The following is a 26,030-nucleotide window of genomic DNA, read 5'->3' as shown; positions in this document are numbered from 1 at the left end:
GTTATGTTCATTGGTTTGAGGAGATAATGTTATGTTGACTATTTTAGGACTTTTGGAGTTAGTCTAACTAAGAATGTAAAGTTTTGTATCAGCTTTCAACATTTCTGCATCAAAATATTTTGACAGTTGCTTCAAATAATCTGCTTTAGCAAGCTGAAATTTTAAATATGTACTCGTATGCTCAAAATAAGCATCGCTAAATTTTTTCAGCCAATTTTCAATACTCTGTTCTGGAAACTTTAGGGTTGGTTTCTCTGATGCAATTTTCTTAAAATAAGCAATTAATAATTCTAAATTGGGAGCAGATTTATCATTAATAGGTTTCAATAATTCTTCTTGTACACCCGTATCTTTGAAAAATTGCTTAAGGGTTTCATTTGTCTGCTTGTCATCACAATGAAAAAATAATTGTTTTTCATAAGGTTGAGTAGCATCCAACTCTTCAGCAGATTTAACTCCCGCTTTCAAGGCTTTTTCTAAATCTGTAGGATTTAATATACTGTTAACTTTAGTAAACATTTGTTTCCCGATTTCTGGGAATACAGCTTTCCCTAGCCCAGTTGCCAAAGTTGCCAATTCTAGACTCATGTTGCCTTTAATACATAATAAGTGTATTTAGACTAACATAGTACTCAAAAATGGTTTTGATACCAATCATCTATCACTACAGAGATTGTTGTTAATAACAAGTGAGTTCGACGGAACCTAACCCAAACCCTACCAGGAAAGGCTGCTCAAAATATACCACTTAGCACAAAAAAATAAGGGTTTTAAGCCTCTCCCCGCGTCGGGGAGAGGTTTGGAGAGGGGTTATTCAAAATCCATCAGGACTTACGCAAGTGTCACAATCGATGGTTGGTGCGTGACGCTATTCTTCTGATTTTTCAAAAGATATTTCTGCACGGACGTTGCTTGATTGCCCAGTAAATTTTTCTGCCATAGCAGGTTGGGCAATTACAGATGTCACACCTATAAACGCTAAACCGAATAAAGTTTGATTAATAAAGGTACGAATAGTTTTCATCAACGGTGTTGTACGTAAAGGACTAGGGAAAATCAATTACAGATTCAGGAATACCCGACTTCATTTATACAACACCATCAAAGTGATCAATATCGAAAAATAGCTGCTATTGGCTCATCATTTGGCATTTTTTCTGGCTCAACAGCGTAAACCGTACCACCATTTAACAGTGTATGAATAGCTGCTAAATCTAAAAGATCCCCATCTTCAGGCTGTTGTTCTGGGTGCAAGTCTACAGCTAGTGTATCTGGGTCAAATGTACTCCAAATTTGCTGCCCTAGTGGGACAATCAAAGAATCAACCCTTTGATAATAAGCGGCGGAAATAATTTCTTTGATATCACTAGAAGTTGTACCAGTTCTTTCCCCTGCTAGTTGTTGATAAAGGTCAATAGCTTTCTGTTCCGGCTGATGAAACAGAGGTTCGACAATTTCCCAAGCTTGGGCGTGTAATTCGTCTGCTTGAAAAAGTTCTGGCCTTTTAGTGATTGCTTGTTCCTGGAGATGAGGGTAAGTATTGGCCTCTCGATAAATGGGATGGAGATATTCAACACCAGCCAAAATTAAAGGTGCTGTTTCATCGTGTAGTTTTTCATGCAGTGCGGCATCAACAGCGTGAAAGTATTGCAGGATAACTTCTTGGGGCTGGTCTTTGTCTGGACTACCCTGACCGTGAAATGCTCCAGGCTGCGATCGCGTAAAAGGATTGGTGTTGCTACCTTTAGATGTAGCAATACGAAATTGCCCTTCTTTGGCGGTTTCGTCGTACATGAGAGCCTCATCAACACTATTCGGCATATTTTCTACTTCCACCTCATGCAATTCAGAGCGTGTTGCCTCAAAAAATTTGATATCCTTTTGGCTGAGAGCAAGAAGGTAAAAATGGCGATCGCTATTGATTAAATGCAGCAATGGCTTGAAATGAAATTGATTGCCAACAACTACCAATTCTTGACACTCTATTGGCAGACGGTAATAACGGAATACCCGTGGCGAAATAAAAATTGCTAATCCATCGTCTTGATTTTCCCAAAATTCAGTCTGATCCAATTCTCTAACCGGTTGCATCAAGTCTTCAATCTCGGTAGAGCTAATTTCCATTGCTTGTAAACGCTCTTCAGCCTCACGGACTAAATTTTTAAAGCGAATAGGGTTTTGGCGAATCTCTGTCCCAGCTTTTTGCATAGGCATATAAAGAGATACAGATGGTGCTAGAGAATTTTCGATTAAAGTTTTTAACTCATCAATAGATAATAGAGTCTTTATGATAAAACTCCTATGCTCGGTATTATCTTTATTTCAAAGCTTTAAATGCGGAAATACATCTTTCTTTTGATAAAAAATTAGCTATCATATACACCATTCTGTAGGCGGAGAAAAAAGAGGTTTTTCTCTGTGGTTCTGTACATCTGTGTTTAAAAAGTATTTTTTATCACAGAGTTACAGATACAAGAAAGAAGGAAATATTCTTCTGTGTACACCTGACATCAAAAATCACACCATCGGAAATCAGAATGGATACTTCCGAGCTACTACAAACAATCACACTCTTAATTGAGCAAGCAGAACAAGGAGAAATAGATCCTTGGGATGTCAAAGTAATTGAGGTGATTGACCGTTATTTAGAACTAATGACACCAAAAACAACAGCTAGAGGCTATGAATCTGACTTGTCCCAATCTGGGCAGGCTTTTTTATCAGCCTCAATGCTAGTGTTATTCAAGGCAAATACCTTGATGCAATTGTCAACAGCAGAAGATTTAGAAGATATCGGGGATGAGCTACTAACAGACAACGAAGATAGCTTATTCCATCAAACTCATCGTTTACCCTTAGAGCGAGTTTTGCGTCGGCGAACTGCTGCAATGCCGCCACCAAAACGCCGCGTGACTTTACAAGAGTTGATCGCACAATTGCAAATCATGGCGAACCAGCTCAAGCTTGTAGAAAAAGTTAACAAACCAGCACGTCTCAAACGTCAACCTACTGTCAAAGCGATGCGAGAGGCGCTAGAGTTAGCGCACCAAGAAAATTTGACGGAAGTCGCCGGTGAATTGGAGCAATTATTGCATTGTTCAGCTCAAGAGTTGCTTTTAGAACAAAATTACTTAAACTTAGAACAACTCGTAGAATTGTGGACTCAAACCAAGAAATCACACGAATTATCAGCCCATGAATCGGAAAATAGTCACCTAGTTGGTGTTTTCTGGGCTTTATTGCTGTTATCGGCACAATCTAAGGTAGAGCTATTTCAAGAGGAGTTTTATCAAGAAGTCAGAATCCGCTTGCTCACAGATCCAGCGAACACCTACCAACCATTAGAACAAACAATAAAATGAACCAACTAAGAGCAGTAATATAGAAGCTTCGGTGAATTTACAGACTGTTGCATCAGTAAACCCAAAAATCCGATTAAATTAAAAAGATAACTGATTGCTAGTCATCAATGAAGGGAAGAGGGGAGCTATTTTCTGTCCCTTATTTGGGACGAAGAGAGACCCATTTTTACAAGTGGACTATTTCAAGTGGAGCATAATCCCCCTTTCCACTACCGCCTATTCCCTGTTCTGGTTGCAATAACCAATAGATTCCTGTTATCCCTGTAGTCAGGGGTTACTTAGAGCAGAAATAAAAAACTGATGATTAAGTATCACACAATGAAAGTAAACTGGCTTGTGGTTGAGGAATAAACTTTATGAAAGCGATGATTCTCGCAGCAGGTAAGGGTACTCGCGTTCGTCCGATTACCTATACGATTCCCAAACCGATGATTCCCATCCTGCAAAAGCCAGTGATGGAATTTCTACTGGAACTTTTACGTCAACATGGTTTCGACCAAATTATGGTCAACGTCAGTCATTTGGCGGAAGAAATTGAAAACTATTTTCGTGACGGTCAACGGTTTGGTGTACAGATTGCCTATTCGTTTGAAGGTAAAATTGATGATGAAGGTAAGCTGGTAGGGGAAGCGATCGGTTCTGCTGGAGGGATGCGACGTATCCAAGATTTTTCGCCTTTTTTTGATGATACCTTTGTGGTGTTGTGTGGCGACGCTTTGATTGACCTAGATTTGACAGCAGCAGTAAAGTGGCATAAATCCAAAGGCTCCATCGCCACTATCATTACAAAAACTGTTCCCCAAGAAGAAGTTTCTAGTTACGGTGTTGTTGTCACCGATGAAAATAGTCGGGTTAAAGCCTTCCAAGAAAAACCATCGGTAGAGGAAGCACTCAGCACCAATATCAACACAGGTATTTACATTTTTGAGCCAGAGGTGTTTAAATACATACCTTCTGGTGTGGAATATGACATCGGTAGCCAGCTATTTCCCAAACTGGTAGAAATTGGTGCGCCCTTCTATGCGATCGCAATGGACTTTGAATGGGTGGATATTGGTAAAGTGCCAGATTACTGGCGGGCGATTCGTGGTGTGTTACAAGGGGAAATCAAGAATGTGCAGATCCCCGGTCATGAGGTCGCCCCTGGCATTTACACTGGTTTAAATGTGGCAGTGAATTGGGACAAAGTAGATATCACCGGCCCAGTTTACATTGGTGGGATGACTCGCATCGAAGACGGAGCCAAAATTGTTGGCCCAGCCATGATTGGCCCCAATTGCTGGATATGTAGTGGCGCGACTGTAGATAACAGCGTCATCTTTGAATGGTCTCGATTAGGGCCAGGAGTCAGGCTACTGGATAAGTTGGTGTTTGGGCGTTACTGCGTCGATAAGACTGGTGCAGCCATTGATGTGCAAGCTGCGGCTTTGGATTGGTTGATTACTGATGCTCGGCAAACACCGCCAGAACATACCCCAGTGGAACGGCAAGCGATCGCCGAATTGTTGGGAACTAATGCTATTTAGTCATTAGTCATGAGTCAGTTGTCAGTTGCAATTTCTACTGACAACTGACAACTAACAACTGACCACTAACTATTTAAGTAAGTGTATCTTGTGAGACTTTGTTCGTAGGTTTGTAGCAAGCGCTGAGATTCGGCTAAGGTAATGCGCTTTTCTTCTAAAGCACGCTCACAACGTTGCCGGATTTTTTCTACCATGTCCTCAGAGTCATATTGGACGTAACTGACCACTTCGCTCATGGTATCCCCTTTAACTACGTGTTCAATTTGGTAGCCTTTGGGGGTTAACTGGATATGAACGGCGTTGGTATCGCCAAATAGGTTGTGCAGGTTCCCCATAATTTCTTGGTAAGCTCCATTGAGGAACATTCCCAGATAATAGGGTTCTCCTGGTTGGAATGGGTGCAGTTCTAGGACAGATTTGACATCACGCAGATCAATAAAGCGATCGATTTTGCCATCGCTATCACAGGTGAGGTCTGCTAAAATTCCTCGCTGGGTTGGTTCTTCATCTAAGCGATGGATGGGCATAATTGGGAATAGTTGATCAATTGCCCAACAATCCGGTGCTGATTGAAACACAGAAAGATTGATGTAATAGATGGAAGCCATGATTTTTTCTAGGTCTTCCAGTTCGTCTGGCACGTAATCATGCTGACGAATGATGTCTAAAATTTTTTGACAACAAGCCCAGTAGAGACGTTCGGCTTTGGCTCGTTCTCTTAGGCGCAAAATCCCCAAGTTGAAGCGGCTAATAGCTTCTTCCTTGAATTGGGTTGCGTCGTGGTAGAACTCTTGATAGTTCTCTTTATTGATGGATTGATAGGTTTCCCAGAGATAATTAATTACCGGGGATTCGCCTTCTTTTGGTGGTTCCGGATTATCGCGGGGGACATCACTAGTACTGAGAACATCAAAAATCAGTACCGATTGATGGGAGGCGATCGCCCTACCACTTTCACTAACTAGTGTTGGTACGGGTATTTGTTTCTCAGCACAAGTATCTTTTAACTCTGCCACGATATCGTTAGCATAGTTCTGCATATTGTAGTTTTTGGAGGCGTAGAAGTTGGTCTGAGAACCGTCGTAATCTACACCCAGTCCGCCGCCAACATCAAGGTACTTCATATTTGCCCCCAAGGTGGCTAACTCTACATAAATGCGGCTGGCTTCTTGGATGGCATCTTTAATGACATTGATGGCAGAAATTTGTGAACCGATATGGAAGTGCATTAATTGCAAAGAATCTAGCAAATCGGCATCACGTAGCTTATCAACAGCTTGGATGATTTCGGGAATCGTCAAGCCAAATTTAGCGCGATCGCCTGTGGATGTACCCCAACGTCCCATTCCTTGGGTACTTAATTTTGCCCGTACACCCAACATGGGTTTGATACCCAATTGCTTACTAGCAGCAATCACCAAATCAACTTCTTCTACCTGTTCTAAGACGATGATTGGGGTTTGTCCTAGTCTTTGGGATAACATGGCTGTTTCCACGTACTCCCGGTCTTTGTAACCGTTGCAAATCAGTAGTGATCCTGGGGTATCCAATAATGCCAAAGCAATCATTAACTCTGGTTTAGAACCGGCTTCTAAACCGAACTGATGCGGCTTGCCAAATCTTACCAAGTCTTCAATCAAATGCCGTTGCTGATTGCATTTGACGGGGAACACGCCACGGTATACACCAGGATAATTGTAGCGAGCGATCGCTTTGGCAAAACAAGCGTTCAAGCGTTCAATCCGGTCTTCTAAAATATCCGAAAAACGAATCAGTAAGGGTAAGCCCAAACTGCGTTGTTTCAAAGCATTGACCAATTCAAACAAATCCAAAGAACCCCCGCGATCGCCTTTGGGAGAAACTGTGACATGACCAGCCGCATTAATTGAAAAATAAGGTTGTCCCCATCCTTCAATCCGGTATAAAGCTTCGCTGTCCTCAATCTTCCAAACGCGAGATACATCGCCTGGGGTATTCTGCGGTAGCAGCTTTTTCTGCTTGTGATTTTTCCCCTCCAACTTGTTACCGTTGGCTGGTACTTTCACCACCTCGTCAGATGTAGCAGTTGACTCAACACCCATTTCTTCCTGACCTCTGTGTTTCACCCACGAATAAACAATTTAACGCATTCGTATAAGAACTGATATGCACTCAGGGATAATTTCTGAGATAAACTCTGATTGGTCAGTAGTCAGTGGTCAGTAGTCGGTTGTTTTTTCCTTTGCAGCTGACAACTCACAAATGACGACGGACAAAATAAAAATTTTATTAAGTTTTGGGAGATAGCTTTGGAACGCACATTCTTAGCAATTAAGCCTGATGGCGTACAGCGTGGATTAGTTGGAGAAATTATCCGTCGCTTTGAAACAAAAGGTTTTACCCTTGTGGGTTTAAAGTTCCTCCAAGTCAGTAAAGAGTTGGCTGAACAACATTATGATGTCCACCGTGAAAGACCATTCTTTCCTAGCTTAGTTGAATTTATCACCTCTGGCCCGGTGGTAGCGATGGTTTGGGAAGGTGATGGTGTGATTGCTTCTGCCAGAAAAATTATTGGTGCAACCAATCCCCTCACAGCAGAACCCGGAACAATTCGCGGTGATTTTGGTATTAACATCGGTCGCAACCTGATTCACGGTTCTGATGCGCCAGAAACTGCCCAAAAAGAAGTCAGTCTGTGGTTTACAGATGCAGAATTAGTCAGTTGGCAACCACATTTAACACCTTGGTTGCACGAGTAGTTTAGGAGAGATGGGGAGGATGAGGGATGATCGAAATCCTTCCCTCACTCCCTGGTCTCATTTCGATACTTCACTTTTTTCTACTTCTACTTAGGGTGATTCTATGAGATTTCTTTTAGAAAATCCCCAGGTGAAAATAACGGCGATCGCCGCAATCATTAACCACTCTGGTGGGACAAAATCATCGTTAACAACTTTTAGCAACAGACGCAAACCCACCAAAGCTACAGTGATATATCCCGCGTCTTCTAGGTTGGCAAATTCATCTAACCAACGGATAAATAATCCTGCCATAAATCGCAAGGTGACAATCCCAATTGTTGTTCCAGTGATGACTAGCCAAGTTTCTTGAGAGACAGCGATCGCTGTTGTCACGCTATCTAAAGAAAAGGCTAAGTCAGTAAATGCAATTACGGGTATCGCTTGCCACAGGTTAGCAAACCGGGGGCCGTGATGATGGTCGTCTGCGGTTTCTTCGGAGGTAAAGTGTTGAAATACCAGCCATAGCAGGTAAGCCGCACCCATGAGTTCAAATTGCCAGAATTTTTGTACCTCAGTGGCAGTCAACAATAAGGTTATTCGCAGCACATAAGCAACGACTAAACCAATATTGAGGGCTTGGCGTTCCAGGTTTTTATCTTCTAGCCCTTGGGCGATAGCAGCCAGGGCGATCGCGTTATCTGCTGATAGTACCGCCTCTAGTAATACTAATATCAGCAGGACTATAGATGCTTCAACGCTGAAATGAAAATGCAGGTAGTCAAAAATTCGGTCTAGCATTCCAGATTTCTCAAGCAGTAAAAATTAGCAAGGATCAGCAATTTCATAGAAAATATGTCGGTACTCTGACAACAAAGTTTATGTTGTAGTTCGCCGAATTATGAGATGAAATCAAAAATAAAGATAAATCTATAGCAGATAATAAAGCCTTGAATGGTGATGTTATTTTAGCATCTCAGTCTATTCTAGTTACTAATTGTGAATGTATAGTAACTATTGCTATCAGGATTAATGCTTAGTATATTTTTATCTTTAACGTAAAAAAAATAACTCAGAAGTAAAACTTAACACAGATGCAAGTAGATACTATTTTCCACAGGTATCCGCCCTTTGGTAGACTTGAAAACTGAAATGGCTAGAAAAAACGACGGAAAGTCAAGCAGTTGAGAGGGCGACTCTGTGGAAAATACACTTGGACTAGAGATTATTGAGGTAGTTGAACAAGCCGCGATCGCGTCCGCAAAGTGGATGGGTAAAGGCGAAAAGAATATTGCTGACCAAGTAGCAGTAGAAGCAATGCGCGAGCGCATGAATAAAATTTATATGCGCGGACGCATTGTCATTGGAGAAGGGGAACGCGACGACGCACCCATGCTGTATATCGGGGAAGAAGTTGGTATCTGTACTCAACCAGATGCAAAAGACTTTTGTAACCCTGATGAATTAGTAGAAATTGATATCGCTGTTGACCCCTGCGAAGGTACAAACCTAGTAGCTTATGGTCAACCCGGTTCAATGGCTGTCTTGGCTATTTCTGAGAAAGGTGGATTATTTGCTGCGCCTGACTTCTACATGAAGAAATTAGCAGCACCACCAGCAGCCAAAGGCAAAGTAGACATCAACAAGTCAGCTACGGAAAATCTCAAGATTCTTTCCGAGTGTCTAGACCGTGCTATTGATGAACTAGTAGTAGTCGTCATGAAGCGCGATCGCCATAACGATTTAATCAAGGAAATCCGCGACGCAGGCGCAAGAGTACAGCTGATTTCTGATGGTGATGTAGGCGCAGCAATATCTTGTGGTTTTGCTGGGACTAACGTCCACGCGCTTATGGGTATTGGGGCTGCACCTGAAGGTGTCATTTCCGCAGCCGCTATGCGTGCTTTGGGTGGACACTTCCAAGGTCAATTGATCTACGATCCAGAAGTAGTGAAAACAGGCTTAATTGGGGAAAGCAAACAAGCAAACCTTGACCGTCTCAGCTCTATGGGTATCAATGACCCTGATAAGGTCTATGATGCTCATGAACTAGCATCTGGTGAAAATGTTCTCTTCGCAGGTTGCGGTATCACCTCTGGTAATCTTATGCAAGGTGTACGCTTCTTCCAGGGCGGTGCCAGAACTCAAAGTTTGGTTATTTCCAGCCAATCACAAACTGCCCGTTTTGTGGATACCATTCACATGGCTGGACAACCCAAGGTTGTGCAACTGCACTAGGAATTAGGGAGTAGGGGAAGCAGGGGGAGCAGGGGAAGCAGGGGAAGTAGGGGGTAAATTTCATTCCCAGTACCCAATCCCCAATCCCCCAGTACCCAATCCCCAATCCCCAATCATAAAATAACCCATTACTAAATTACCGATAAGAAATGAATATTGCAGTGGTGGGGTTAAGCCATAAAACAGCCCCAGTTGAAATTCGGGAAAAGCTGAGTATTCCAGAACCACAGACAGAAAGTGCGATCGCACAACTCACTAGCTATCCCCATATTGATGAAGTCGCAATTCTCAGCACCTGTAACCGTCTAGAAATTTACATAGTTGCTGGTGAAACAGAATACGGTATTCGGGAAGTAACTCAGTTTCTTTCGGAACACAGTAAATTGCCAGTGCATTCCTTGCGTCAGCACTTATTTGTGTTGTTACATGAAGACGCAGTTATGCACGTCATGCGAGTAGCGGCTGGATTAGATAGCCTAGTACTAGGTGAAGGTCAAATTCTGGCTCAGGTAAAAAATACTCACAAACTGGGGCAGCAATATAACGGTATAAAAACAATTTTGAATCGATTATTTAAACAAGCCCTGACAGCAGGTAAGCGAGTCCGCACTGAGACAAGTATTGGTACTGGTGCGGTTTCTATTAGTTCCGCAGCTGTTGAGTTAGCACAGATAAAAGCAGAAAATTTAGCAGCTTGTCGAGTAGCAATTCTCGGTGCTGGTAAAATGTCGCGCCTGTTAGTACAGCACTTAGTTTCTAAAGGTGCTACGCAAATCAGTATTGTCAATCGTTCACGAGAACGCGCCCAAGAATTAGCGCAGCAATTTTCAGAACACCCAATCCGCACTCATTTGCTTCCAGACATGATGAGCGTCGTTGCTGAAAGCCATTTGGTGTTTACAAGCACCTCTGCAACCGAGCCAATACTTGATCGGGCTAAACTAGAAATGGTTTTAGCACCAAATCAACCTCTAATGTTATTTGATATTTCCGTACCGCGTAACGTCCATACAGACGTAAATGAACTGGTAAATGTCCAGGCGTTCAATGTGGATGATTTGAAGGCGGTAGTAGCCCAAAACTACGAAAGTAGAAGAAAGATGGCTCAAGAGGCTGAACGGCTTTTAGAGGAGGAAATCGCAGCTTTTGATATTTGGTGGCGCAGTCTAGAAACTGTTTCTACAATTAGCAGCTTGCGGAGTAAAATTGAAACCATCCGCGAACAAGAATTAGAAAAAGCTTTATCTCGATTGGGTTCAGAATTTGGCGACAAACATCAAGAGGTAATTGAAGCCTTGACAAGGGGTATTGTTAATAAAATTTTACATGACCCGATGGTGCAATTGCGAGCGCAGCAGGATGTTGAAGCGAGAAGGCGCTGTATGCAAACCTTGCAAATGCTGTTCAACCTAGATGTCGGTGAGCAGTTTAGTTAATTAAAAACATAGGGTTCAGGGGAAAGAGTAGATTCTAAATTCTCCCCTCACACCCTTCTAAATCTCCTCTGGATTTATCCCCTTTTCTTGCAGTCGTGTGATTAAATCTTGATATTTTTGGCGTTCTTGCTCAAGTTGTTGCAAGGCTGCTTCTTTTTGCTGACGTTCTTGTAGGCGTAATTGGTCAATTTCAACGGGTGTAAGAAATTTCTGTCCATCAGAACGAGATATCTCTAGAGTTTCGGGAGTCAGTTCAAAGCGTATTCCCAACCGGGGACTTATCCATTCTTGTAATTCGTTAATTTCCTGAAACCAATCTTCTGAACGTATAAACCCTGTTAATTCGTTATCGTCTGGGTCGTAAATATAATATTCTTCAACTCCATAACGTTGATAAAATAGGAGTTTTTTTGCCATTTCTTTGGTTTTGTTACCAGGAGATAGGATTTCAAATACTACTTGTGGAGGGATGTTATCTTCTTCCCACTGCTTGTAAGAACCTCTATCACCCTTTGGCCTACCAAACACTACTAAAGTATCAGGTGCTTGCTTAATATTGGGGTTTCCTGCTACTGGATACCAAAATAAATCTCCAGCTATGAATACGTCTGGATGACCTGCAAATGAAATTTCTAAATTTTCTTTGATAGTTACTATCCAGCGAAATTGCTTGGTATTATCCGCCATCGGCTGTCCGTCACTTTCGGGGTAGATGACCTCAGATGCGGTATTGGGCGTGATTACCATAACGCTACATCTCCACTGTTGGTCTTTCTCATAGTTTAGTTGGTGGAGATGATAGTTTCCTAGATAACAAATGAGCGATCGCCCCAGCTTAAAATAAGATGTAGCGATCGCTCATTTTTCATACCTGAAAATCTACAGATGTCTTGTTCTGGCTCGATAATCTAAGAGCGCACCTTGACTAATCACCGTCCGACCATTGCTTTTATGAGTGGGGATTTGTCCTTTTTGTAGAGCCATATACAGAGAACTTTGATCTATTCCCAAGAATCTAGCAGCTTGGACAAGCGAAGTACCTTGTCTAGGCATACCACAATTCCGTCTTTTCCGGTGTGACATTAATCTCAACATAGCAAAATGTAAAGAACAACTTAAGAAATCTCAACTTTTCGCACAACAAATCGCAAAATTAACATTAATTCAAAAAACACCAAAGCAGAGCTTGTGCTGCATCAGATGAGGACAGCATCAATAATTCGATCTGGCTCTAATTAGATTGAGATCGAATTAAGTATAACAAATTATGAAACAAGAGCAATTTCAGACCCTACTGCAATTTTTCAAAGTGTTAGCTGACGAAAGCCGATTGAAAATTTTAGGGATTTTAGCGAATCAGGAATGCAGCGTCGAAGAATTAGCCGCGCTGATGCAACTTAAAGAACCAACAGTTTCCCATCATCTAGCGAGGCTCAAGGAGCTAAATTTAGTCACAATGCGCCCAGAAGGGAATAGCCGCATATATCAGTTAGATGGTGAAGTGTTACAAAGCATCAGTAAAGAAATTTTGTCTCCAGAAAAGATAGCCTCTTTAATGGAGGATGTAAATACTGAAGCTTGGGAAAGCAAAGTTCTCAAACACTATTTAGAGATTGACTTAAACAGTACCGCAAAAGTCCAACGTCTCAAAGAAATTCCCTCTAGCCGCAAAAAACGCCTAGTCATTCTCAAATGGTTGGTAAGCAAATTTGAATTAGGTATTAACTATTCAGAGCGTGAAGTAAATGATATTCTCAACCACTACCATCCTGATTACGCTACTCTAAGACGGGAATTGATTAGTTACAAGTTAATGCAGCGAGAAAATGGGGTATATTGGCGATTAGCAGAGGCTTAAATCGAAAATTAATAGACAATCAACTAATGCAGCGCTCAACAGGAATTTATTGGCGAACAGGAGAAATATGGGTCAATATAGTTGAGATTGCGATTACTTAATGAAAGCAACCTATCGTATATCCTGTCAAACACATAAAAATAGAGAACAGGGGTATTTTTACTATGGCAAATCCGAGTTGTTCGTTGTGGATTTTTGTGGCGCGGCCGGATACATCTTTCCTTTTACAGACAATTCCTCATTTAGTAAAAGTGCATAACTTTCCTTTCGAGGAGAGAGTTTTAGCCGTTGATACCGCCCCACTAATGGGAGACAAAGTGACTCGTCCTCACATTGGTACAATGCAAGAACTGCGTGAGTGTACACAGAAGTTACTGCAAGCGGGTGTTGTGGATCGTGTCGTCGATATAAATTACGATGCAAATTATCACAAGCAAGTTTATCGAAAACATTTTGGTACACCAATTCGCTTTACACATAACTATAAAGGTTATCCCATTTTAGGTTCTATTTTTAGTATCGAAGAATGTAAAAGCGACTATATGTTGCACTTCGATAGTGATATGTTAATGTTTCAACAACCTAATCATAATTGGATTGAAGAAGCTGTTAAATTAATGGCAGAAAATCCCCAAATGATGTTTGTACGTCCACTTGCAGGCCCGCCTACAAATCAACCAAAATCAGAACCATTTGATATTTTTAAAACCTTTGGTAGCAGAGTTTATTTAATAGATTGCAAACGATTTGATAAATTTTTACCCATACCTGTCCTTTGGCGTTCTTATAATACAAAATGGATGAATAACTTACCTGCTCAATTAAAAACTGTTCTCAGTAATCTTGCAGGTAAAGGTAAGTTAGATTCTTGGGAAATTATGGTAACTCAAAAATTGGAGCAGACCGATTATTTTCGAGCTAACTTAACTAATTCTGCTGCTTGGACACTACATCCTAAAGATAGAAGTCCAGCGTTTATTCAAGCCTTACCCAACATTATTGCCAGAATTGAAGCAGGTGACTTTCCTCCGCAACAAGCTGGGGAGTACGATTTAATTCCTGAGGCTTGGTATTAAAAATAGCTGGGAATGGGGAATGAGTAATGAGTAATGAGTAATGAGTAATGAAAGAGAATTTAATTTGTCCCCAATCACCAATTACTCATTACCAATTACCTATTCATAAATTATTTTCCTAAATAGGCTTCTAATACTTGGGAATTGGTTTGAATTTCGGCTGGAGTTCCATCAGCTAAATTTTGTCCTTCAGCCAATACCCAAACGCGATCGCACAATGACATGATCACATCCATGTTATGTTCAATAATTAGAAAGGTCATGCCTTCTTGACGGTTCCAGGTGAGGATGCGATCGCAAATATCATCGATTAATCTGGGGTTAACTCCGGCTGCTGGTTCATCTAACAAAATCAACTTGGGATTAGTCATCAAAGCCCTCCCCATTTCTAGCAGCTTGCGTTGTCCTCCAGACAAACCACCTGCATATTCGTAAGCTTTCTTCGCCAACCCTACAGATTCCAGCAAAAACATTGCTTGTTCTTGCAATTGCTTTTCTTCCTTTGCGACTACCTGGGGTTGTAGCTGTACCTGCCAAAAATTCTCCCCTGTCTGTTTTTGGGCGGCTAGTAGCATATTTTCTAACACCGATAGCTTAGAAAGAGTCCTAGCTACCTGAAACGTGCGTACTAGTCCCTGTTGGGCAATTTGGTGTGGTTGTAAATTCTGGATAGGTTCGCCATCAAAAATTACACGGCCTTTATCTGGGCGAATAAAGTTTGAGAGCAAATTAAATAAAGTGGTTTTACCAGCACCATTAGGGCCTATCAAGCCAGTGATGCTACCTTGTGCAACTTCAATTCTTGCTTCTTTAACAGCTTGAATACCGCCAAAACTTTTACAAAGTCCGCTAGCTGCTAATAGAGGAAGTGGGGATGACTGGTTATTTACCAAGGGTGAGTTCCTCCTTTTTCCCTAAGATACCTTGAGGCCGCCAAATCATTAGCACCATCAAAATTAAACCAATAACCATGATGCGAAATGCACCTAAACGTGCTTCATCAAGGGGAATAATTCTTGGTAAAACCTCACGAGTAATGGCATCGTAAGCAAAGTAAACTACAGCACCTAAGATTGTGCCGATATTGTTACCAGAACCGCCTAAAATCACCATAATCCAAGAATCAAAAGTTAGCTGTGGCTGGAAATTATCAGGGTAAATAGCACTAATTTGCCAAGCAAAGAAAGCACCTGCAAGACCAGCGATCGCACCTCCCAACATGAGAGACTGGAGCTTATACCAAAAGACATTTTTACCCATTGCCTTAGGTATTTCTTCGTCTTCGCGGATAGCTTTTAGTACACGACCCCAAGGCGATCGCACTAAATATTCCAAGCGCCAAAATACAAACGCTAATACTAACAGCGAGACAAGCATTAAACCCGCTTTCGGGATGTAGTTATAGAGTGTAATTACCCCAGAAATATAAATTGCTGTTGCTAATAATCCTAAAATAATTCCTACACTTAAACGAGAAACCAGCTCTTGCTTACTACTTGTTTTATAAGCCGAATCCGCAATCTGTAACTTTTGAGCATTCCGAATCCAGCGCCACAAAGAAAACACAGTCACAGCAAATAGCAATGTTAAAAGTCCAATCATCAACAAGCGAAAAAACAAATTTGGCTCTGTCGATAAAGGTATAGGATAACTCTGCACACCAAAAGCTCCAGATACCCAGGTATCACCAACAGGTAAATCTTGGTTATTCACCACCAAACGAATCAGTTCTCCCGTCCCAATTGTGACAATAGCTAGATAATCTTCCCGTAGGCGCAAAGTAGCAAAACCAATCACCAGTCCCAACAAAGCAGCAAAAATCGCCCCAATAATCGCTGAGATAAATAAAGGTACGCCCTTGAGACTTAATAGTACGGTGGTATAAGCACCTAAGGTCATAAAAGCGATATGACCAAAATTAATTAGCCCCGTAAAACCCCACTGTAAATTCAGTCCCAAGCTAAACAGGGCAAAAATTGCTGTAGAAATTGCTAAGAAAATTAGATATTCAATCATTAGTTATTAGTCATTAGTCATTGGTCATTAGTCAATAGTCCATAGTCCATAGTCCATAGTCCATAGTCATTCTTCTTTACTTCCCCTGCTTCCCCTGCTCCCCCTGCCTCTTCCCAGTTCCCGACATTCTATCTCGACGCGACCGACTTATTGCCGTTCACCATTGGTAATTTTTGGGAACAATACCTTAGTGCTTTGGGTAATGTAAAGAATGTATGAACTTACTGAGAATTAGAATCCATCACTTAATTGAGCAGTTAAGCGATGAAGAACTGGAAAGCGTTTGGTATGATATCCACGCTTTGCATTGTGACTTTTATATGTTAAAAGCCATACAACAAGTCAAGCGATCGCAGCAACCGTGGGACATCTTAACTCAGGAAGAAGCAATACGGATGTTGATGTTTGTGTAGAGGGAATGAGGAATTAGGTACTGGCATATAAATTCTCCCCCTGCCCCCCTGCCCCCTGCCCCTCTGCCTCCTGCCCCCTCTCAAGGTGACTTCAGTGAGTCTGGAAATGCGCTATGCCAGGTCTTTTTTGGTAGACCTGAAAAGTTTAGAGCCTGCTGCCTATCAGCGAGTTTATGATTTTGTTTTTTTTGAGTTTGCCCAAAAGTGGCCCTTGCATTGTCTTCCAGAATTACGACAACTGGACGATGAAGGTATATTTCATCGCTTTACCATAGATAATTATTTAGTTGGCATAGAAATCAGGGGTGAGATTGTAAAATTTTTACGGGTCATACCCATGCCGGATGTTTGAGGTGAAGAAATTTTCAACACTTAAAACTGTATAAGACTAAGCAGGGATGGCTCTAACCTTACATTACACTTGATTTTGAAGGACACTTTACCAGAGATTTCCCTATGGATGCGAAGGCACTTTGGCAACGATACCAAGAATGGTTATATTTCCACGAGGGATTAGGACTGTATCTAGATGTCAGTCGGATGCGTTTTGATGATGCCTTCGTGAATTCGTTGCTACCGAAATTTGACAAAGCGTTTACGGATATGGCGGAATTAGAGAAGGGTGCGATCGCCAATCCTGACGAGAACCGCATGGTGGGACACTATTGGTTGCGAAACCCTGACTTAGCCCCCACTCCAGAACTTACACAAGAAATTGTTCAAACCCTAGAACAAATCGAAGCCTTTGCGGAAAAAATTCAAACGGGTGCTATTCATCCTCCAAAAGCAAACCGCTTTACAGATATTATTTCCATTGGGATTGGTGGTTCCGCCCTCGGCCCCGAATTTGTGGCTGAAGCTCTCGCCCCTGAATTTCCACCCCTAAAAATTCACTTTATCGATAATACCGATCCCGCCGGTATTGATCGCATTCTTACTCACCTGCGAAATCATCTTGCCAGCACCTTGGTTTTAGTCATCTCCAAATCTGGAGGTACACCAGAACCCCGCAACGGCATGATTGAAGTCAAAAAAGCTTATGCTGGACAAAATTTAAACTTTGCCCAATATGCAGTAGCTATTACTAGTGCTGATAGCAACCTAGACAAAATAGCGAAAGCTGAAGGCTGGCTGGCAACATTTCCCATGTATGACTGGGTGGGTGGACGTACCTCAGAACTTTCCTCTGTAGGGCTAGTTCCAGCCGCATTACAGGGCATTGACATTCGCGCCATGCTAGAAGGTGCAAAAGAAATGGATGACGCTACCCGCGTCCCAGATTTGAAAAAGAACCCTGCTGCTTTACTAGCTTTGTCTTGGTATTACTCTGGTAATGGCAAGGGTGAAAAAGACATGGTTGTTTTACCCTACAAGGACAGTTTGCTTTTATTCAGCCGTTACTTGCAACAGCTAGTAATGGAATCTCTGGGTAAAGAAAAAGACTTAGACGGTAATACTGTTTATCAGGGTATTGCAGTTTATGGTAACAAAGGATCAACAGACCAGCACGCTTACGTCCAGCAGTTACGCGAAGGTGTACCAAATTTCTTTGCTACCCTAATCGAAGTTCTAGAAGACCGCAACGGCCCATCTCCAGAAATAGACCCCGGCGTAACCTCTGGTGATTATCTGTCTGGTTTCCTGCTAGGAACCCGCCAAGCTTTGTATGAAAATCAGCGTGATTCCATTACAGTGACAATTCCCCAAGTTAACGCCCGTACTGTTGGGGCATTAATCGCTTTGTATGAACGTACTGTTGGTTTATATGCTAGCTTGGTCAACATTAACGCCTACCATCAACCAGGTGTAGAAGCTGGTAAAAAAGCTGCGGCTGTCATTCTGGATCTGCAAACAAAAGTAGTAGGATTACTCCAAAAAGAAAAAACAGCCCTGTCTTTAGAGCAAATTGCCGAAAAAATAGGTGCGAACGACCAAGTTGAAGCAATTTACAAGATTTTGCGCCATCTTCAAGCTAATCAACGCGGTGTTGTCTTCCAGGGAAATCTTGGACAACCAAGCAGTTTGAAAGTTTCCCTTGGCTGATAACTCTCAATAAAATGTTCAACCAAAATTTCCTTTCTTTTTAAACAAGCATCCTATTATAGGATGCTTTACTTTTTCAATGTCAGTTCGTAGTCAGGACTTTAGTCCTCCTTCTTCTCAGGCAATACGGTTCAGTTAAGGCTAAAAAATCCCACAAATTATGACAAGTCATAGATCCCCGATTTTTTCAAAAAGTCGGGGATCTGAACACCCGCAACCTGTCAACATAAATTTGGCATAATTTGTTTTTTGGTGTTCCCTAAGCACTAAAAATACTGACTACAAACCCTCAAAACTAACTTGATAATGCTACCCAGGTAATTGCTTTTTCAAAGCCTTTAACCCAGACCATCGATTATCAATTACCTGGTCTGAACTTTCACTACTATCATTAGTGAGAATACCCGGACAATTAATGTCACATAATTGGCGTTGAGGTAATGCTAAACACATTTGTTCATACAACCATTCACTCAGATAAAAATAACCATTAGGTGAAATGGTTTCTACCAAATCTTCTATGGCTACTTCCCTTTCTAGAGGCAAGTCTTGCTCTTGCTCGACAGCCGCATCTAACCAAATAACTTCTTGAGTATCCACCACCAAACGGTCATTGTACTGCTGTAAGCAGCGATTGCAGGTACAAGTAATAATTGCTTCTGCCTGAGCCGACACTTGCAGGTAATTACCGTGATGCTGTACGCGGACGCGACCACGAACTGGTGTCAATGTTTCTAGCCCTGGTAGAAACTCTTTAACTTGAACTTCCTCTGTCCGCTCCGGGGCTTTAGTTAGCTGCGGAATAAAGATTGCGTCCATAGGATCTGTGAAACATCATTACAAAAAATTTATGTAAATCATCAGCAATTCTGCTGATGATCCATTTTTAGTTTAGCTTTTAGAAAGAATAAATATGGGGATTGGGGACTGGAAAAGAGAGATTTTTTAGCGTTGTTTGTAGGCTATTTACCCTTTTTTAGGGCATTCGCAAGAGTTGTACTTGCTGAGTTATGAGTATTAAGTAAAAAATTTACTATCTAGTCTCTAACCTCTAACCTCTAACCTCTAACTTCTAACCCCTATCTCTCATAATTCATCCACAGCCGGACGAACAACTAAATGACGATGGGGTTCTTTGCCACGGCTAAAGGTTTCTAAATCGCCACAATCCTTTAAGAAGGTATGCACTAAACGCCGTTCCGCAGAACTGAGGGATTTAATTTCCACTTCTTGGCCTGTAGAACGCACTTGTTCGGCGGCTGTTTGCGCTATTTCTTGAATTTCTGCTTGTCTTTTGACTCGATAACCATTCAGTTCCACAGTGTAGGAAGCTTGTCCTTCCTGGGGTTGATTGATGTTAAGAGTTGAATTAGCTAAGTACTGAATCGCGTCTAGTACAGAGCCATCAGCACCAATTAACGTTTGAATTTGCCCTGGGGTTAAGTTGGTTTCGTCAATCGTTAACCAGTAACCATCTGTTTCTTGGGAATCTTCGTCGTGAGATTGAGGAGTTTCTAAACTACCATAAATCTCAGCTGATATCCCAGTGAGTTCCAGCAGTGATTGTAACCACTGCTGACCTCGCTGCATGGGATTGTTGCTCATCTATCAACCTGTGGTCTTTTTCTTGGAACTTTTTGGCTCAAAAGGTAGTGTCTTTTGTTCAGCCACCGCTTGTTTTTCCTGAGTTTCTACAATTTTTTGTATTTCTTCTGGCAAAGGTTCGCGGGAGAGAATATAAGTCTGTAAGGTCTGAAAAACGTTACCAATCACCATGTACATGAGTACACCAGCTGGTAGAGGGAAGAACAAAAACATTCCCGAAAAGATGACAGGAGTGATTTTGTTAACTGTATCCTGTTGAGGATTTCCACCACTAGAATTCTGACCAGAAAGTACTTGGCTAACGTAGAGGCTGATACCAAAGAAAACAATCATTGCCACGATATCCCAGTGGACTATGCCATCGGGGTCGATTGCGCCTACTCTGCCTAAGGCATCAATGAACAAAAATCCTTTATCTGCCGCTAATCCGGGGATTGTACCTTGAATGGTGACATCTCCTGGCTGTAAGGCTTCTATATTGCCCTCAGCGTCGATTTTAATTCGGTCTTCACCCTTGGTAATTTTCCATTCAGCAGACAGTTTACTCTCTGGGTGTTCTGCCAGTAAGACTGGGAATGGTTTACCATCAAGGGTCTGATATTGAATCTTAGTTTTTTCCCCTACAGCTAACTTATTCCCACCAGGGAGGATGGCTGTAACTTTGGTATGTTCACCATCTGCAATATAAATATTTTGCGGCGGAGTGGCGAAGGCTTGGGGTTGAATTCGTTCGATTTGTTCGGAAGGGAAGATTTGCAAGTTAACAGAGTAGTTAACCCCAGCAAACGGCGAACCCCGCAAAGTGGCAAACAGTGCCAAAAGGACTGGCATTTGCAGCAGCAATGGCAAACATCCGGCTAAGGGGTTGCCAAACTCCTTTTGGACGTTCATCATTTCTTCTTGCTGCTTCTGCGGATCATCTTTATAGCGCTCTTTAATTTCCGCCATCCGCTTCTGCATTAGAGGTTGCACAATTCGCATTTTCCGCATATTGCGAATTTGACCAGCACTCAGGGGATAGAGCGCGAAGCGGATTATCAATGTTAAGGCAACGATCGCCAATCCATAGCTCGGCACAACGCTATAGAAAAAGTCTATGATCGGCAACATTACGTTGTTCGAGAGAAACCCGATACCAAAATCCATTATTCTGAATTCAACCTGAGGTACTGTAAACTTAACTGAATCTAATTTATCTAAATAGTGATGACTATGCGACTATCCTATGCTACGGATAGCCACACAGGATGATAAATGGGGAGCAATCAATTCAAAATTCGTCTTGAAAAGTTGAGCCACTGCGTTAGACTGGTTTACCGACTTGTAGCAAGTGGCGTTCCTACGGCGAGAAACCCACCTACAAAACTTTTGTCTACGCAAAATCCAAAATTAAGAATTTTTTAAAGTTGGACGTTAGGCATGGAGCATGGCAGTAAAAAGATAAAGTTATTTCCCATCTCTCTACTTCCTACTTAACGGTATATTCAGGATTTCTAGCAGCAACTTTTTCGTTAATGTAGTCATAGACTTGGCGGAAATTGGGAACAGCCCGCATTTCCAAACGACTACCGTTTCTTAAAGTAACTACCATATCGCCCCAAATACCAAGACCACGGGGAACTTTGACGACCTTGGTAATTTCTGAATAAATCACGTCTGAGCGATCGCGTCCCATCCAACCACCCGTTACAGATATTCTGCGATCGGTGATCCGGTAGCGTAACCACAATGCTCTAACAATTGCCCCAACTGCTAAGGGAATGCCTACAACAGTTAGTCCAACTAGTATATTCAAAATCAGATCCCCAATGTGGGGCCCGCCTTCATAATAAACTTCTTCACGAATGCCCATTTAATACCTCAGTTTCTGCCAACAACTGCTTTAATTCTTGCAGAAATTGTTGGCTTACGCACTCAGATTCTGCGGCTGTTGGCTTCACAATTACCACTATTTTCCATCCTGGTGCTAATTGCGGCAATAATTGCTGCATTACTGCCGTAATTTGCCGTTTAAGTCGGTTACGCACCACTGCTTTTTTGCTGACTTTAGTACTAATCGAAACACCAATAAGCGTGCTAGGAATTGATTGTACGTCGTTTGCTGGTTGTGTTTTGGTGGCAGTATCCAAAGAAGAACTTTTGGCAAATGACGGCTTTAAGGCTCGCAATGTAAAATTAGAGCTATGTCGTCTCAGCCCTTCTCGGAAAACTGCCTGAAAATCTCGGCGGGATTTTAATCGATTTGCTTTGGGCAATGCCACAGCTATTCTTTGCGCCTAAAATACCCTACACACTCAAGCGATAGCGTCCTCTCTTTCTCCTGGCTTTGATGACGTTTCTGCCATCTGGAGTCCGCATTCTGGCACGAAACCCAGAAGTCCTTTTTCTCTTACGGTTGGTCCCTCCAAGGGTTCTCTGCATACTCTTGTCCTCTTAGACGATTTTTTATAAAAAGTCACAATCTATTATCGTATCACTAAATAATAGCATTGGAAAATGCGCCCTATGACTTATAGCCTATGGGATATTGGCAAACACACCTGATGAAGTTAACTTTATGTCAAAATCAAGCTACCAATTTTTTGATTAAGCTATCTTGCTGTATTACATAAATGACTTTTATAAATAAATTCAAACAAATTTTTCACGCTGCTCTTACTGGTGCTACAACTGTGGTCTTGGTTGCTAGCGGAGCAAATACTGCTCAGGCTGCTATTTTTACATATGATTATATTGGTGTTGTTACAGAACTGTACGGAGGAGGTTGGCTATTACCACCTGGATCTAACCTCAGAGGCGTTGAAGTCGGTGATACAGTTAGTGGTAGCTACAGCTATGATGATCAGTTGTTAGTGCCAAATCAGCGCAACTCTGCTGTTTTGATTGACTTTACATACAGGTTACAAGCCAGTGATGGCAACACTTACGTTGAAACCTTAAATAATTTTCTTGGAGTTCCAGTTAATGGGATTGTTGATTTAAATACTGGAAATATTACAGTTGGTGTTAATAGCTCTGTACCTCTTTTTGGAGGAATTTCGTCTAATCAAGGTAATTTGTTTTACGGTGTACGAAATACTGCTATTGTTTCTACTTTTCAGTCGGTTATCGTTTCGACTACCCAGTCTGTACCAGAGTATTGTCCAACATGGGCATTACTGGCTATGGCTTTAGCTCCAATATTTTTGCAGTATCGCCGCCCTACTTAAATTTTGTTATTAGTTGCAACACGGAAAAGCAGTAGTCAATAGTCAATAGTCGCAAGTTAAAGATGAAGATTTGAACTATGGACTATTGACTATTAACTAATTAATGCTCACAATCCAGGTTCCCAAGTAACGTAGTAAAGGGACATCTCCAGGTGAAAGAATTTGGCAGTTGAAATAGAAAGTTCCACCAAATGAAGGATTGCGTACATTAGAAAGAACTAACTCTACCCTGCTACCTGCTGGTACTGGTTCTTCAGGGAAGATTTCCAGTAGACGAGATTCTTTGTCCCACTTCACTTCAGAAACAGGAATTTTTTTACCTCTAACTTCTATTTCAATATCTTTGGTATCAAAAGTTCCTTTATAGTAATCCGGATAGGTAATAGCAAATTGAGCCGCAGCCAATTTCATTTTATCGGCGGGAATTCTTAATCTGTATCTATCCCAGCCATTGGACTGTCCACCAAAGTCTAAGCGAAATGGCAGTTGATTTTCACTTTTGACACCACTAAACAAAGTCAATCCGGGTAGACTCTGTGCTGAGGTAATGGTTGGTAAGGCAGCTATTACACAACCAGTAACGGCTAAAGCTGAAAGTAAACGTCTCATAGTTGGGTTCCTCCACCAAATTAGGGTTCTGTTATACATATCACAAGACTTATGAACACAAGGGAACAGTTGAGTTTTTAAGTAAGGATGCAGTTAGTTTTGGTTTGTGTGATACCATCTAGACGTTCAGTGGAGGCAAAAAGTGCCATTTTTTTGGGAATTATATCTGTTAGTAAAAACACTAGTACTGCAAGTAAATAGAAATACGGTTGCTAGATGATTTTGTTGCTAAATATGTACAAGTGTATCTTAATTGAGGCTGTTTGTTATAAAAATTGAGCTATCTAATTAGCGATCGCCTGTTAAGTTGAGATAGATTGGTAAAAATATGTGGGAATTACATCAATAATCATTACAAAGAATAACTAAAAATTTGTTAGGAAATGATTTATTGGAAAAATTGATAAATTTGCTGAATATTGCAGTGTGTAAGAGAAAATAAACATCAAGATTTTGCAATTCCGAAAATAAGCTAAAGACATAGATAAAAATTGGGGTATCAAAATAGAATTTGCAATATGTAAGCAATTGGCAACTATCAGTAAGTGGGAAATTTGCCAGATGCTAAGTAAGGCTTTGTCTGTTGCATTGCCAGATTCCAGGGGAACTCTCAAGTTTCAAACAACAAGGAAAATAAATTTTTCATGGTTCACACCAGGAACTATGAGTTAATGACATTCCTAATGAAAAAAGTGGCAGATTTGGCAGAAATTAGGTATTTATCTTCAGGAGATTTCATGAGAATAGCAGTTGCTAAAGAAATAGAAGTTTGTGAACGGCGTGTAGCCTTAAATCCTGACACTGTTGCCCGATTAGTAAAGCAAGGTTTGGAGGTTTGGGTAGCAACAGGTGCGGGAGAGCGTTCATTTTTTGATGATGCTGCTTATGAAGCCGCAGGAGCCACGGTTATTAGTGATTCCGGTAAATTATGGGGAGAAACTGATGTTTTGTTAAAAGTCAGCCCACCGCAAGAACGAGAAGATGGACGCTCAGAAATTGATTTATTGCGGGAAGGGGCTGTATTAATTAGCTTCCTCAATCCCTTAGGAAATCCTGTAGTCGCGCAGCAATTGGCGAACCGTAAAGTCACAGCCTTGAGTATGGAACTGATCCCCAGAACTACCAGGGCGCAATCTATGGATGCGTTATCTTCACAAGCATCACTGGCGGGTTATAAAGCAGTTTTAATTGCGGCAGCGACGTTACCAAAATATTTCCCCATGTTGACAACCGCCGCAGGGACAATTGCCCCAGCTAAAGTATTTATTATGGGTGCTGGTGTAGCAGGATTGCAAGCGATCGCCACGGCTAGACGATTGGGTGCAGTTGTAGAAGCCTTTGATATTCGTCCGGCTGTCAAAGAAGAGGTGCAAAGTTTAGGGGCAAAATTCGTCGAAGTCAAACTCGAAGAAGAAACAACCGCCGCCGGTGGTTATGCCAAAGAAATTTCTGAAGCTAGTAAACAACGAACTCAGGAAGTCGTAGCAGAACACGTCAAAAATTCGGATATAGTCATCACAACTGCCCAAGTCCCAGGTAGAAAAGCACCGGTGCTAGTCACAGCAGAAATGGTTGCACAAATGAAACCAGGTTCAGTAATTGTCGATTTAGCGGCTGAACAAGGTGGTAACTGCGCCTGTACTGATCCCGGTAAAGATATTGTCTGGAATGGTGTGACAATTATCGGCCCCATCAATCTCCCTTCATCAATGCCAGTCCACGCCAGCCAATTGTATTCCAAGAACTTGACATCTTTGCTGCAATTGCTAATTAAAGACAAAGCTTTACAAGTAGATTTTACTGATGACATTATCGATGCGGCTTGCATTACCCACGCCGGGGAAATTCGCAATCAACGCGTCAAGGATGCGTTACAAGCTTCGGCTACTCAACTAGTTAGGGACTAGAGACTAGTCTCTAGC

Annotated in this window: 28 protein-coding genes; 12 read left to right on the top strand and 16 right to left on the bottom strand. The window is 41.7% G+C overall.

Going from position 1 to position 26,030, the window contains the following annotated elements; translation table 11 throughout:
- Positions 1-63: 63 nt before the first annotated feature.
- The 3 genes from H6G18_RS20065 to H6G18_RS20055 form a co-directional block, all read right to left on the bottom strand.
- A complete protein-coding gene (locus tag H6G18_RS20065; protein ID WP_206757217.1) occupies positions 64-576 on the bottom strand; it encodes a hypothetical protein in 513 nt (170 codons plus the stop codon).
- A 292-nt stretch (positions 577-868) separates the two neighbouring features.
- Positions 869-1,024, bottom strand: coding sequence for a hypothetical protein (locus H6G18_RS20060; RefSeq protein WP_190408861.1), 156 nt, complete (start codon positions 1,022-1,024; stop codon positions 869-871).
- 86 nt (positions 1,025-1,110) lie between these two features.
- Positions 1,111-2,214, bottom strand: coding sequence for a baeRF7 domain-containing protein (locus H6G18_RS20055; protein ID WP_242040415.1), 1,104 nt, complete (start codon positions 2,212-2,214; stop codon positions 1,111-1,113).
- A 323-nt stretch (positions 2,215-2,537) separates the two neighbouring features.
- Here H6G18_RS20055 and H6G18_RS20050 point away from each other — a divergent pair, with 323 nt between their 5' ends.
- The gene (locus tag H6G18_RS20050; RefSeq protein ID WP_190408860.1) at positions 2,538-3,362 is read left to right on the top strand and encodes a segregation/condensation protein A; all 825 of its coding nucleotides are present in this window, start codon (positions 2,538-2,540) and stop codon (positions 3,360-3,362) included.
- 356 nt (positions 3,363-3,718) lie between these two features.
- Positions 3,719-4,888 (top strand): sugar phosphate nucleotidyltransferase, encoded by a 1,170-nt coding sequence (locus H6G18_RS20045; RefSeq protein ID WP_190408859.1) that lies wholly within the window; start codon positions 3,719-3,721, stop codon positions 4,886-4,888.
- 65 nt (positions 4,889-4,953) lie between these two features.
- Here H6G18_RS20045 and speA read toward each other — a convergent pair whose 3' ends face one another.
- On the bottom strand, positions 4,954-6,969 hold the full coding sequence (speA, locus tag H6G18_RS20040; protein WP_190408858.1) for a biosynthetic arginine decarboxylase: 2,016 nt from the start codon (positions 6,967-6,969) through the stop codon (positions 4,954-4,956).
- Between the two features lie 207 nt (positions 6,970-7,176).
- Here speA and ndk point away from each other — a divergent pair, with 207 nt between their 5' ends.
- Positions 7,177-7,626: a nucleoside-diphosphate kinase gene (ndk, locus tag H6G18_RS20035; RefSeq protein WP_190408857.1), complete on the top strand. Its 450-nt coding sequence runs from the start codon at positions 7,177-7,179 to the stop codon at positions 7,624-7,626.
- Between the two features lie 90 nt (positions 7,627-7,716).
- Here the strand turns inward: ndk and H6G18_RS20030 are convergent, their stop codons facing one another.
- Entirely contained in the window at positions 7,717-8,406 is a 690-nt protein-coding gene (locus H6G18_RS20030) for a TerC family protein (RefSeq protein ID WP_190408856.1), read from the bottom strand.
- A 399-nt stretch (positions 8,407-8,805) separates the two neighbouring features.
- On the opposite strand from H6G18_RS20030, the gene glpX reads away from it, so the two are divergent.
- Positions 8,806-9,843: a class II fructose-bisphosphatase gene (gene glpX, locus H6G18_RS20025; protein WP_190408855.1), complete on the top strand. Its 1,038-nt coding sequence runs from the start codon at positions 8,806-8,808 to the stop codon at positions 9,841-9,843.
- Between the two features lie 149 nt (positions 9,844-9,992).
- Positions 9,993-11,279 carry a glutamyl-tRNA reductase gene (locus H6G18_RS20020; RefSeq protein ID WP_190408854.1) on the top strand — a complete coding sequence of 429 codons (1,287 nt, stop codon included), beginning with the start codon at positions 9,993-9,995 and terminating at the stop codon, positions 11,277-11,279.
- A gap of 57 nt (positions 11,280-11,336) precedes the next feature.
- On the opposite strand, the gene H6G18_RS20015 is transcribed toward H6G18_RS20020, so the two are convergent.
- Both H6G18_RS20015 and H6G18_RS20010 read right to left on the bottom strand, forming a co-directional pair.
- Positions 11,337-12,026 carry a Uma2 family endonuclease gene (locus tag H6G18_RS20015; protein WP_190408853.1) on the bottom strand — a complete coding sequence of 230 codons (690 nt, stop codon included), beginning with the start codon at positions 12,024-12,026 and terminating at the stop codon, positions 11,337-11,339.
- Positions 12,027-12,158: 132 nt separating this feature from the next.
- The gene (locus H6G18_RS20010; RefSeq protein WP_390825482.1) at positions 12,159-12,362 is read right to left on the bottom strand and encodes a helix-turn-helix domain-containing protein; all 204 of its coding nucleotides are present in this window, start codon (positions 12,360-12,362) and stop codon (positions 12,159-12,161) included.
- A 184-nt stretch (positions 12,363-12,546) separates the two neighbouring features.
- On the opposite strand from H6G18_RS20010, the gene H6G18_RS20005 reads away from it, so the two are divergent.
- On the top strand, positions 12,547-13,137 hold the full coding sequence (locus H6G18_RS20005) for a DUF2087 domain-containing protein (protein WP_190408851.1): 591 nt from the start codon (positions 12,547-12,549) through the stop codon (positions 13,135-13,137).
- Positions 13,138-13,301: 164 nt separating this feature from the next.
- Positions 13,302-14,213, top strand: a complete 912-nt coding sequence (locus H6G18_RS20000; RefSeq protein WP_190408850.1) for a hypothetical protein — start codon at positions 13,302-13,304, stop codon at positions 14,211-14,213.
- Positions 14,214-14,323: 110 nt separating this feature from the next.
- Here the strand turns inward: H6G18_RS20000 and H6G18_RS19995 are convergent, their stop codons facing one another.
- The gene (locus H6G18_RS19995; RefSeq protein ID WP_190408849.1) at positions 14,324-15,106 is read right to left on the bottom strand and encodes an ABC transporter ATP-binding protein; all 783 of its coding nucleotides are present in this window, start codon (positions 15,104-15,106) and stop codon (positions 14,324-14,326) included.
- Positions 15,096-16,229, bottom strand: a complete 1,134-nt coding sequence (locus H6G18_RS19990; protein WP_190408848.1) for a branched-chain amino acid ABC transporter permease — start codon at positions 16,227-16,229, stop codon at positions 15,096-15,098. The genes H6G18_RS19995 and H6G18_RS19990 overlap by 11 nt, the downstream gene beginning before the upstream one ends.
- A 215-nt stretch (positions 16,230-16,444) precedes the next feature.
- On the opposite strand from H6G18_RS19990, the gene H6G18_RS19985 reads away from it, so the two are divergent.
- From H6G18_RS19985 to H6G18_RS19975, 3 genes are all read left to right on the top strand, one after another.
- On the top strand, positions 16,445-16,642 hold the full coding sequence (locus H6G18_RS19985) for a hypothetical protein (protein WP_190408847.1): 198 nt from the start codon (positions 16,445-16,447) through the stop codon (positions 16,640-16,642).
- 94 nt (positions 16,643-16,736) lie between these two features.
- On the top strand, positions 16,737-16,994 hold the full coding sequence (locus tag H6G18_RS19980) for a cytotoxic translational repressor of toxin-antitoxin stability system (RefSeq protein ID WP_190408846.1): 258 nt from the start codon (positions 16,737-16,739) through the stop codon (positions 16,992-16,994).
- A gap of 104 nt (positions 16,995-17,098) precedes the next feature.
- A complete protein-coding gene (locus tag H6G18_RS19975) occupies positions 17,099-18,685 on the top strand; it encodes a glucose-6-phosphate isomerase (RefSeq protein WP_190408845.1) in 1,587 nt (528 codons plus the stop codon).
- Positions 18,686-18,994: 309 nt separating this feature from the next.
- Here H6G18_RS19975 and H6G18_RS19970 read toward each other — a convergent pair whose 3' ends face one another.
- The 6 genes from H6G18_RS19970 to rpmH all read right to left on the bottom strand — a co-directional run bounded on the left by H6G18_RS19970 (position 18,995) and on the right by rpmH (position 22,711).
- On the bottom strand, positions 18,995-19,504 hold the full coding sequence (locus H6G18_RS19970; protein ID WP_190408844.1) for a YceD family protein: 510 nt from the start codon (positions 19,502-19,504) through the stop codon (positions 18,995-18,997).
- Positions 19,505-19,771: 267 nt separating this feature from the next.
- Positions 19,772-20,290 (bottom strand): Jag family protein, encoded by a 519-nt coding sequence (locus tag H6G18_RS19965; protein ID WP_190408843.1) that lies wholly within the window; start codon positions 20,288-20,290, stop codon positions 19,772-19,774.
- A 3-nt stretch (positions 20,291-20,293) separates the two neighbouring features.
- Positions 20,294-21,436: a membrane protein insertase YidC gene (gene yidC, locus H6G18_RS19960; RefSeq protein ID WP_190408842.1), complete on the bottom strand. Its 1,143-nt coding sequence runs from the start codon at positions 21,434-21,436 to the stop codon at positions 20,294-20,296.
- Between the two features lie 322 nt (positions 21,437-21,758).
- Positions 21,759-22,142 carry a PH domain-containing protein gene (locus H6G18_RS19955; protein WP_190408841.1) on the bottom strand — a complete coding sequence of 128 codons (384 nt, stop codon included), beginning with the start codon at positions 22,140-22,142 and terminating at the stop codon, positions 21,759-21,761.
- Entirely contained in the window at positions 22,129-22,551 is a 423-nt protein-coding gene (gene rnpA / locus H6G18_RS19950) for a ribonuclease P protein component (RefSeq protein ID WP_190408840.1), read from the bottom strand. Before rnpA ends, H6G18_RS19955 begins: the two co-directional genes overlap by 14 nt.
- Before the next feature lie 25 nt (positions 22,552-22,576).
- Entirely contained in the window at positions 22,577-22,711 is a 135-nt protein-coding gene (rpmH, locus tag H6G18_RS19945) for a 50S ribosomal protein L34 (RefSeq protein ID WP_190408839.1), read from the bottom strand.
- Between the two features lie 191 nt (positions 22,712-22,902).
- On the opposite strand from rpmH, the gene H6G18_RS19940 reads away from it, so the two are divergent.
- Positions 22,903-23,499 carry a hypothetical protein gene (locus H6G18_RS19940; RefSeq protein ID WP_190408838.1) on the top strand — a complete coding sequence of 199 codons (597 nt, stop codon included), beginning with the start codon at positions 22,903-22,905 and terminating at the stop codon, positions 23,497-23,499.
- A gap of 96 nt (positions 23,500-23,595) precedes the next feature.
- On the opposite strand, the gene H6G18_RS19935 is transcribed toward H6G18_RS19940, so the two are convergent.
- Positions 23,596-24,108, bottom strand: coding sequence for a DUF2808 domain-containing protein (locus H6G18_RS19935; protein WP_190408837.1), 513 nt, complete (start codon positions 24,106-24,108; stop codon positions 23,596-23,598).
- A gap of 737 nt (positions 24,109-24,845) precedes the next feature.
- Here H6G18_RS19935 and H6G18_RS19930 point away from each other — a divergent pair.
- Complete coding sequence (locus H6G18_RS19930) at positions 24,846-26,015, top strand: Re/Si-specific NAD(P)(+) transhydrogenase subunit alpha (RefSeq protein ID WP_190408865.1); 1,170 nt, start codon at positions 24,846-24,848, stop codon at positions 26,013-26,015.
- Positions 26,016-26,030 lie beyond the last annotated feature (15 nt).

Source organism: Anabaena subtropica FACHB-260, assembly GCF_014697105.1.
Taxonomy (GTDB): domain Bacteria; phylum Cyanobacteriota; class Cyanobacteriia; order Cyanobacteriales; family Nostocaceae; genus Trichormus; species Trichormus subtropicus.
Note: the sequence above shows the minus strand (reverse complement) of the source record. Positions and strands in the feature narration are given on the sequence as shown.

What these genes read in the sequence shown, in the direction of transcription:
- H6G18_RS20050 (WP_190408860.1), top strand. Translation starts at nt 2,538, where the DNA reads ATGGATACTTCCGAGCTACTACAAACAATCACACTCTTAATTGAGCAA.
- rpmH (WP_190408839.1), bottom strand. Translation starts at nt 22,711, where the DNA reads ATGCAGAGAACCCTTGGAGGGACCAACCGTAAGAGAAAAAGGACTTCT.
- H6G18_RS20020 (WP_190408854.1), top strand. Translation starts at nt 9,993, where the DNA reads ATGAATATTGCAGTGGTGGGGTTAAGCCATAAAACAGCCCCAGTTGAA.
- H6G18_RS19965 (WP_190408843.1), bottom strand. Translation starts at nt 20,290, where the DNA reads ATGAGCAACAATCCCATGCAGCGAGGTCAGCAGTGGTTACAATCACTG.
- H6G18_RS20015 (WP_190408853.1), bottom strand. Translation starts at nt 12,026, where the DNA reads ATGGTAATCACGCCCAATACCGCATCTGAGGTCATCTACCCCGAAAGT.
- H6G18_RS20030 (WP_190408856.1), bottom strand. Translation starts at nt 8,406, where the DNA reads ATGCTAGACCGAATTTTTGACTACCTGCATTTTCATTTCAGCGTTGAA.
- H6G18_RS19940 (WP_190408838.1), top strand. Translation starts at nt 22,903, where the DNA reads ATGACTTTTATAAATAAATTCAAACAAATTTTTCACGCTGCTCTTACT.
- H6G18_RS20010 (WP_390825482.1), bottom strand. Translation starts at nt 12,362, where the DNA reads ATGTCACACCGGAAAAGACGGAATTGTGGTATGCCTAGACAAGGTACT.
- H6G18_RS19990 (WP_190408848.1), bottom strand. Translation starts at nt 16,229, where the DNA reads ATGATTGAATATCTAATTTTCTTAGCAATTTCTACAGCAATTTTTGCC.
- H6G18_RS19970 (WP_190408844.1), bottom strand. Translation starts at nt 19,504, where the DNA reads ATGGACGCAATCTTTATTCCGCAGCTAACTAAAGCCCCGGAGCGGACA.
- H6G18_RS20045 (WP_190408859.1), top strand. Translation starts at nt 3,719, where the DNA reads ATGAAAGCGATGATTCTCGCAGCAGGTAAGGGTACTCGCGTTCGTCCG.
- yidC (WP_190408842.1), bottom strand. Translation starts at nt 21,436, where the DNA reads ATGGATTTTGGTATCGGGTTTCTCTCGAACAACGTAATGTTGCCGATC.
- H6G18_RS19955 (WP_190408841.1), bottom strand. Translation starts at nt 22,142, where the DNA reads ATGGGCATTCGTGAAGAAGTTTATTATGAAGGCGGGCCCCACATTGGG.
- H6G18_RS20000 (WP_190408850.1), top strand. Translation starts at nt 13,302, where the DNA reads ATGGCAAATCCGAGTTGTTCGTTGTGGATTTTTGTGGCGCGGCCGGAT.
- H6G18_RS20055 (WP_242040415.1), bottom strand. Translation starts at nt 2,214, where the DNA reads ATGCCTATGCAAAAAGCTGGGACAGAGATTCGCCAAAACCCTATTCGC.
- H6G18_RS20060 (WP_190408861.1), bottom strand. Translation starts at nt 1,024, where the DNA reads ATGAAAACTATTCGTACCTTTATTAATCAAACTTTATTCGGTTTAGCG.
- H6G18_RS19975 (WP_190408845.1), top strand. Translation starts at nt 17,099, where the DNA reads ATGGATGCGAAGGCACTTTGGCAACGATACCAAGAATGGTTATATTTC.
- H6G18_RS20005 (WP_190408851.1), top strand. Translation starts at nt 12,547, where the DNA reads ATGAAACAAGAGCAATTTCAGACCCTACTGCAATTTTTCAAAGTGTTA.
- H6G18_RS19935 (WP_190408837.1), bottom strand. Translation starts at nt 24,108, where the DNA reads ATGAGACGTTTACTTTCAGCTTTAGCCGTTACTGGTTGTGTAATAGCT.
- H6G18_RS19985 (WP_190408847.1), top strand. Translation starts at nt 16,445, where the DNA reads ATGAACTTACTGAGAATTAGAATCCATCACTTAATTGAGCAGTTAAGC.
- H6G18_RS19930 (WP_190408865.1), top strand. Translation starts at nt 24,846, where the DNA reads ATGAGAATAGCAGTTGCTAAAGAAATAGAAGTTTGTGAACGGCGTGTA.
- speA (WP_190408858.1), bottom strand. Translation starts at nt 6,969, where the DNA reads ATGGGTGTTGAGTCAACTGCTACATCTGACGAGGTGGTGAAAGTACCA.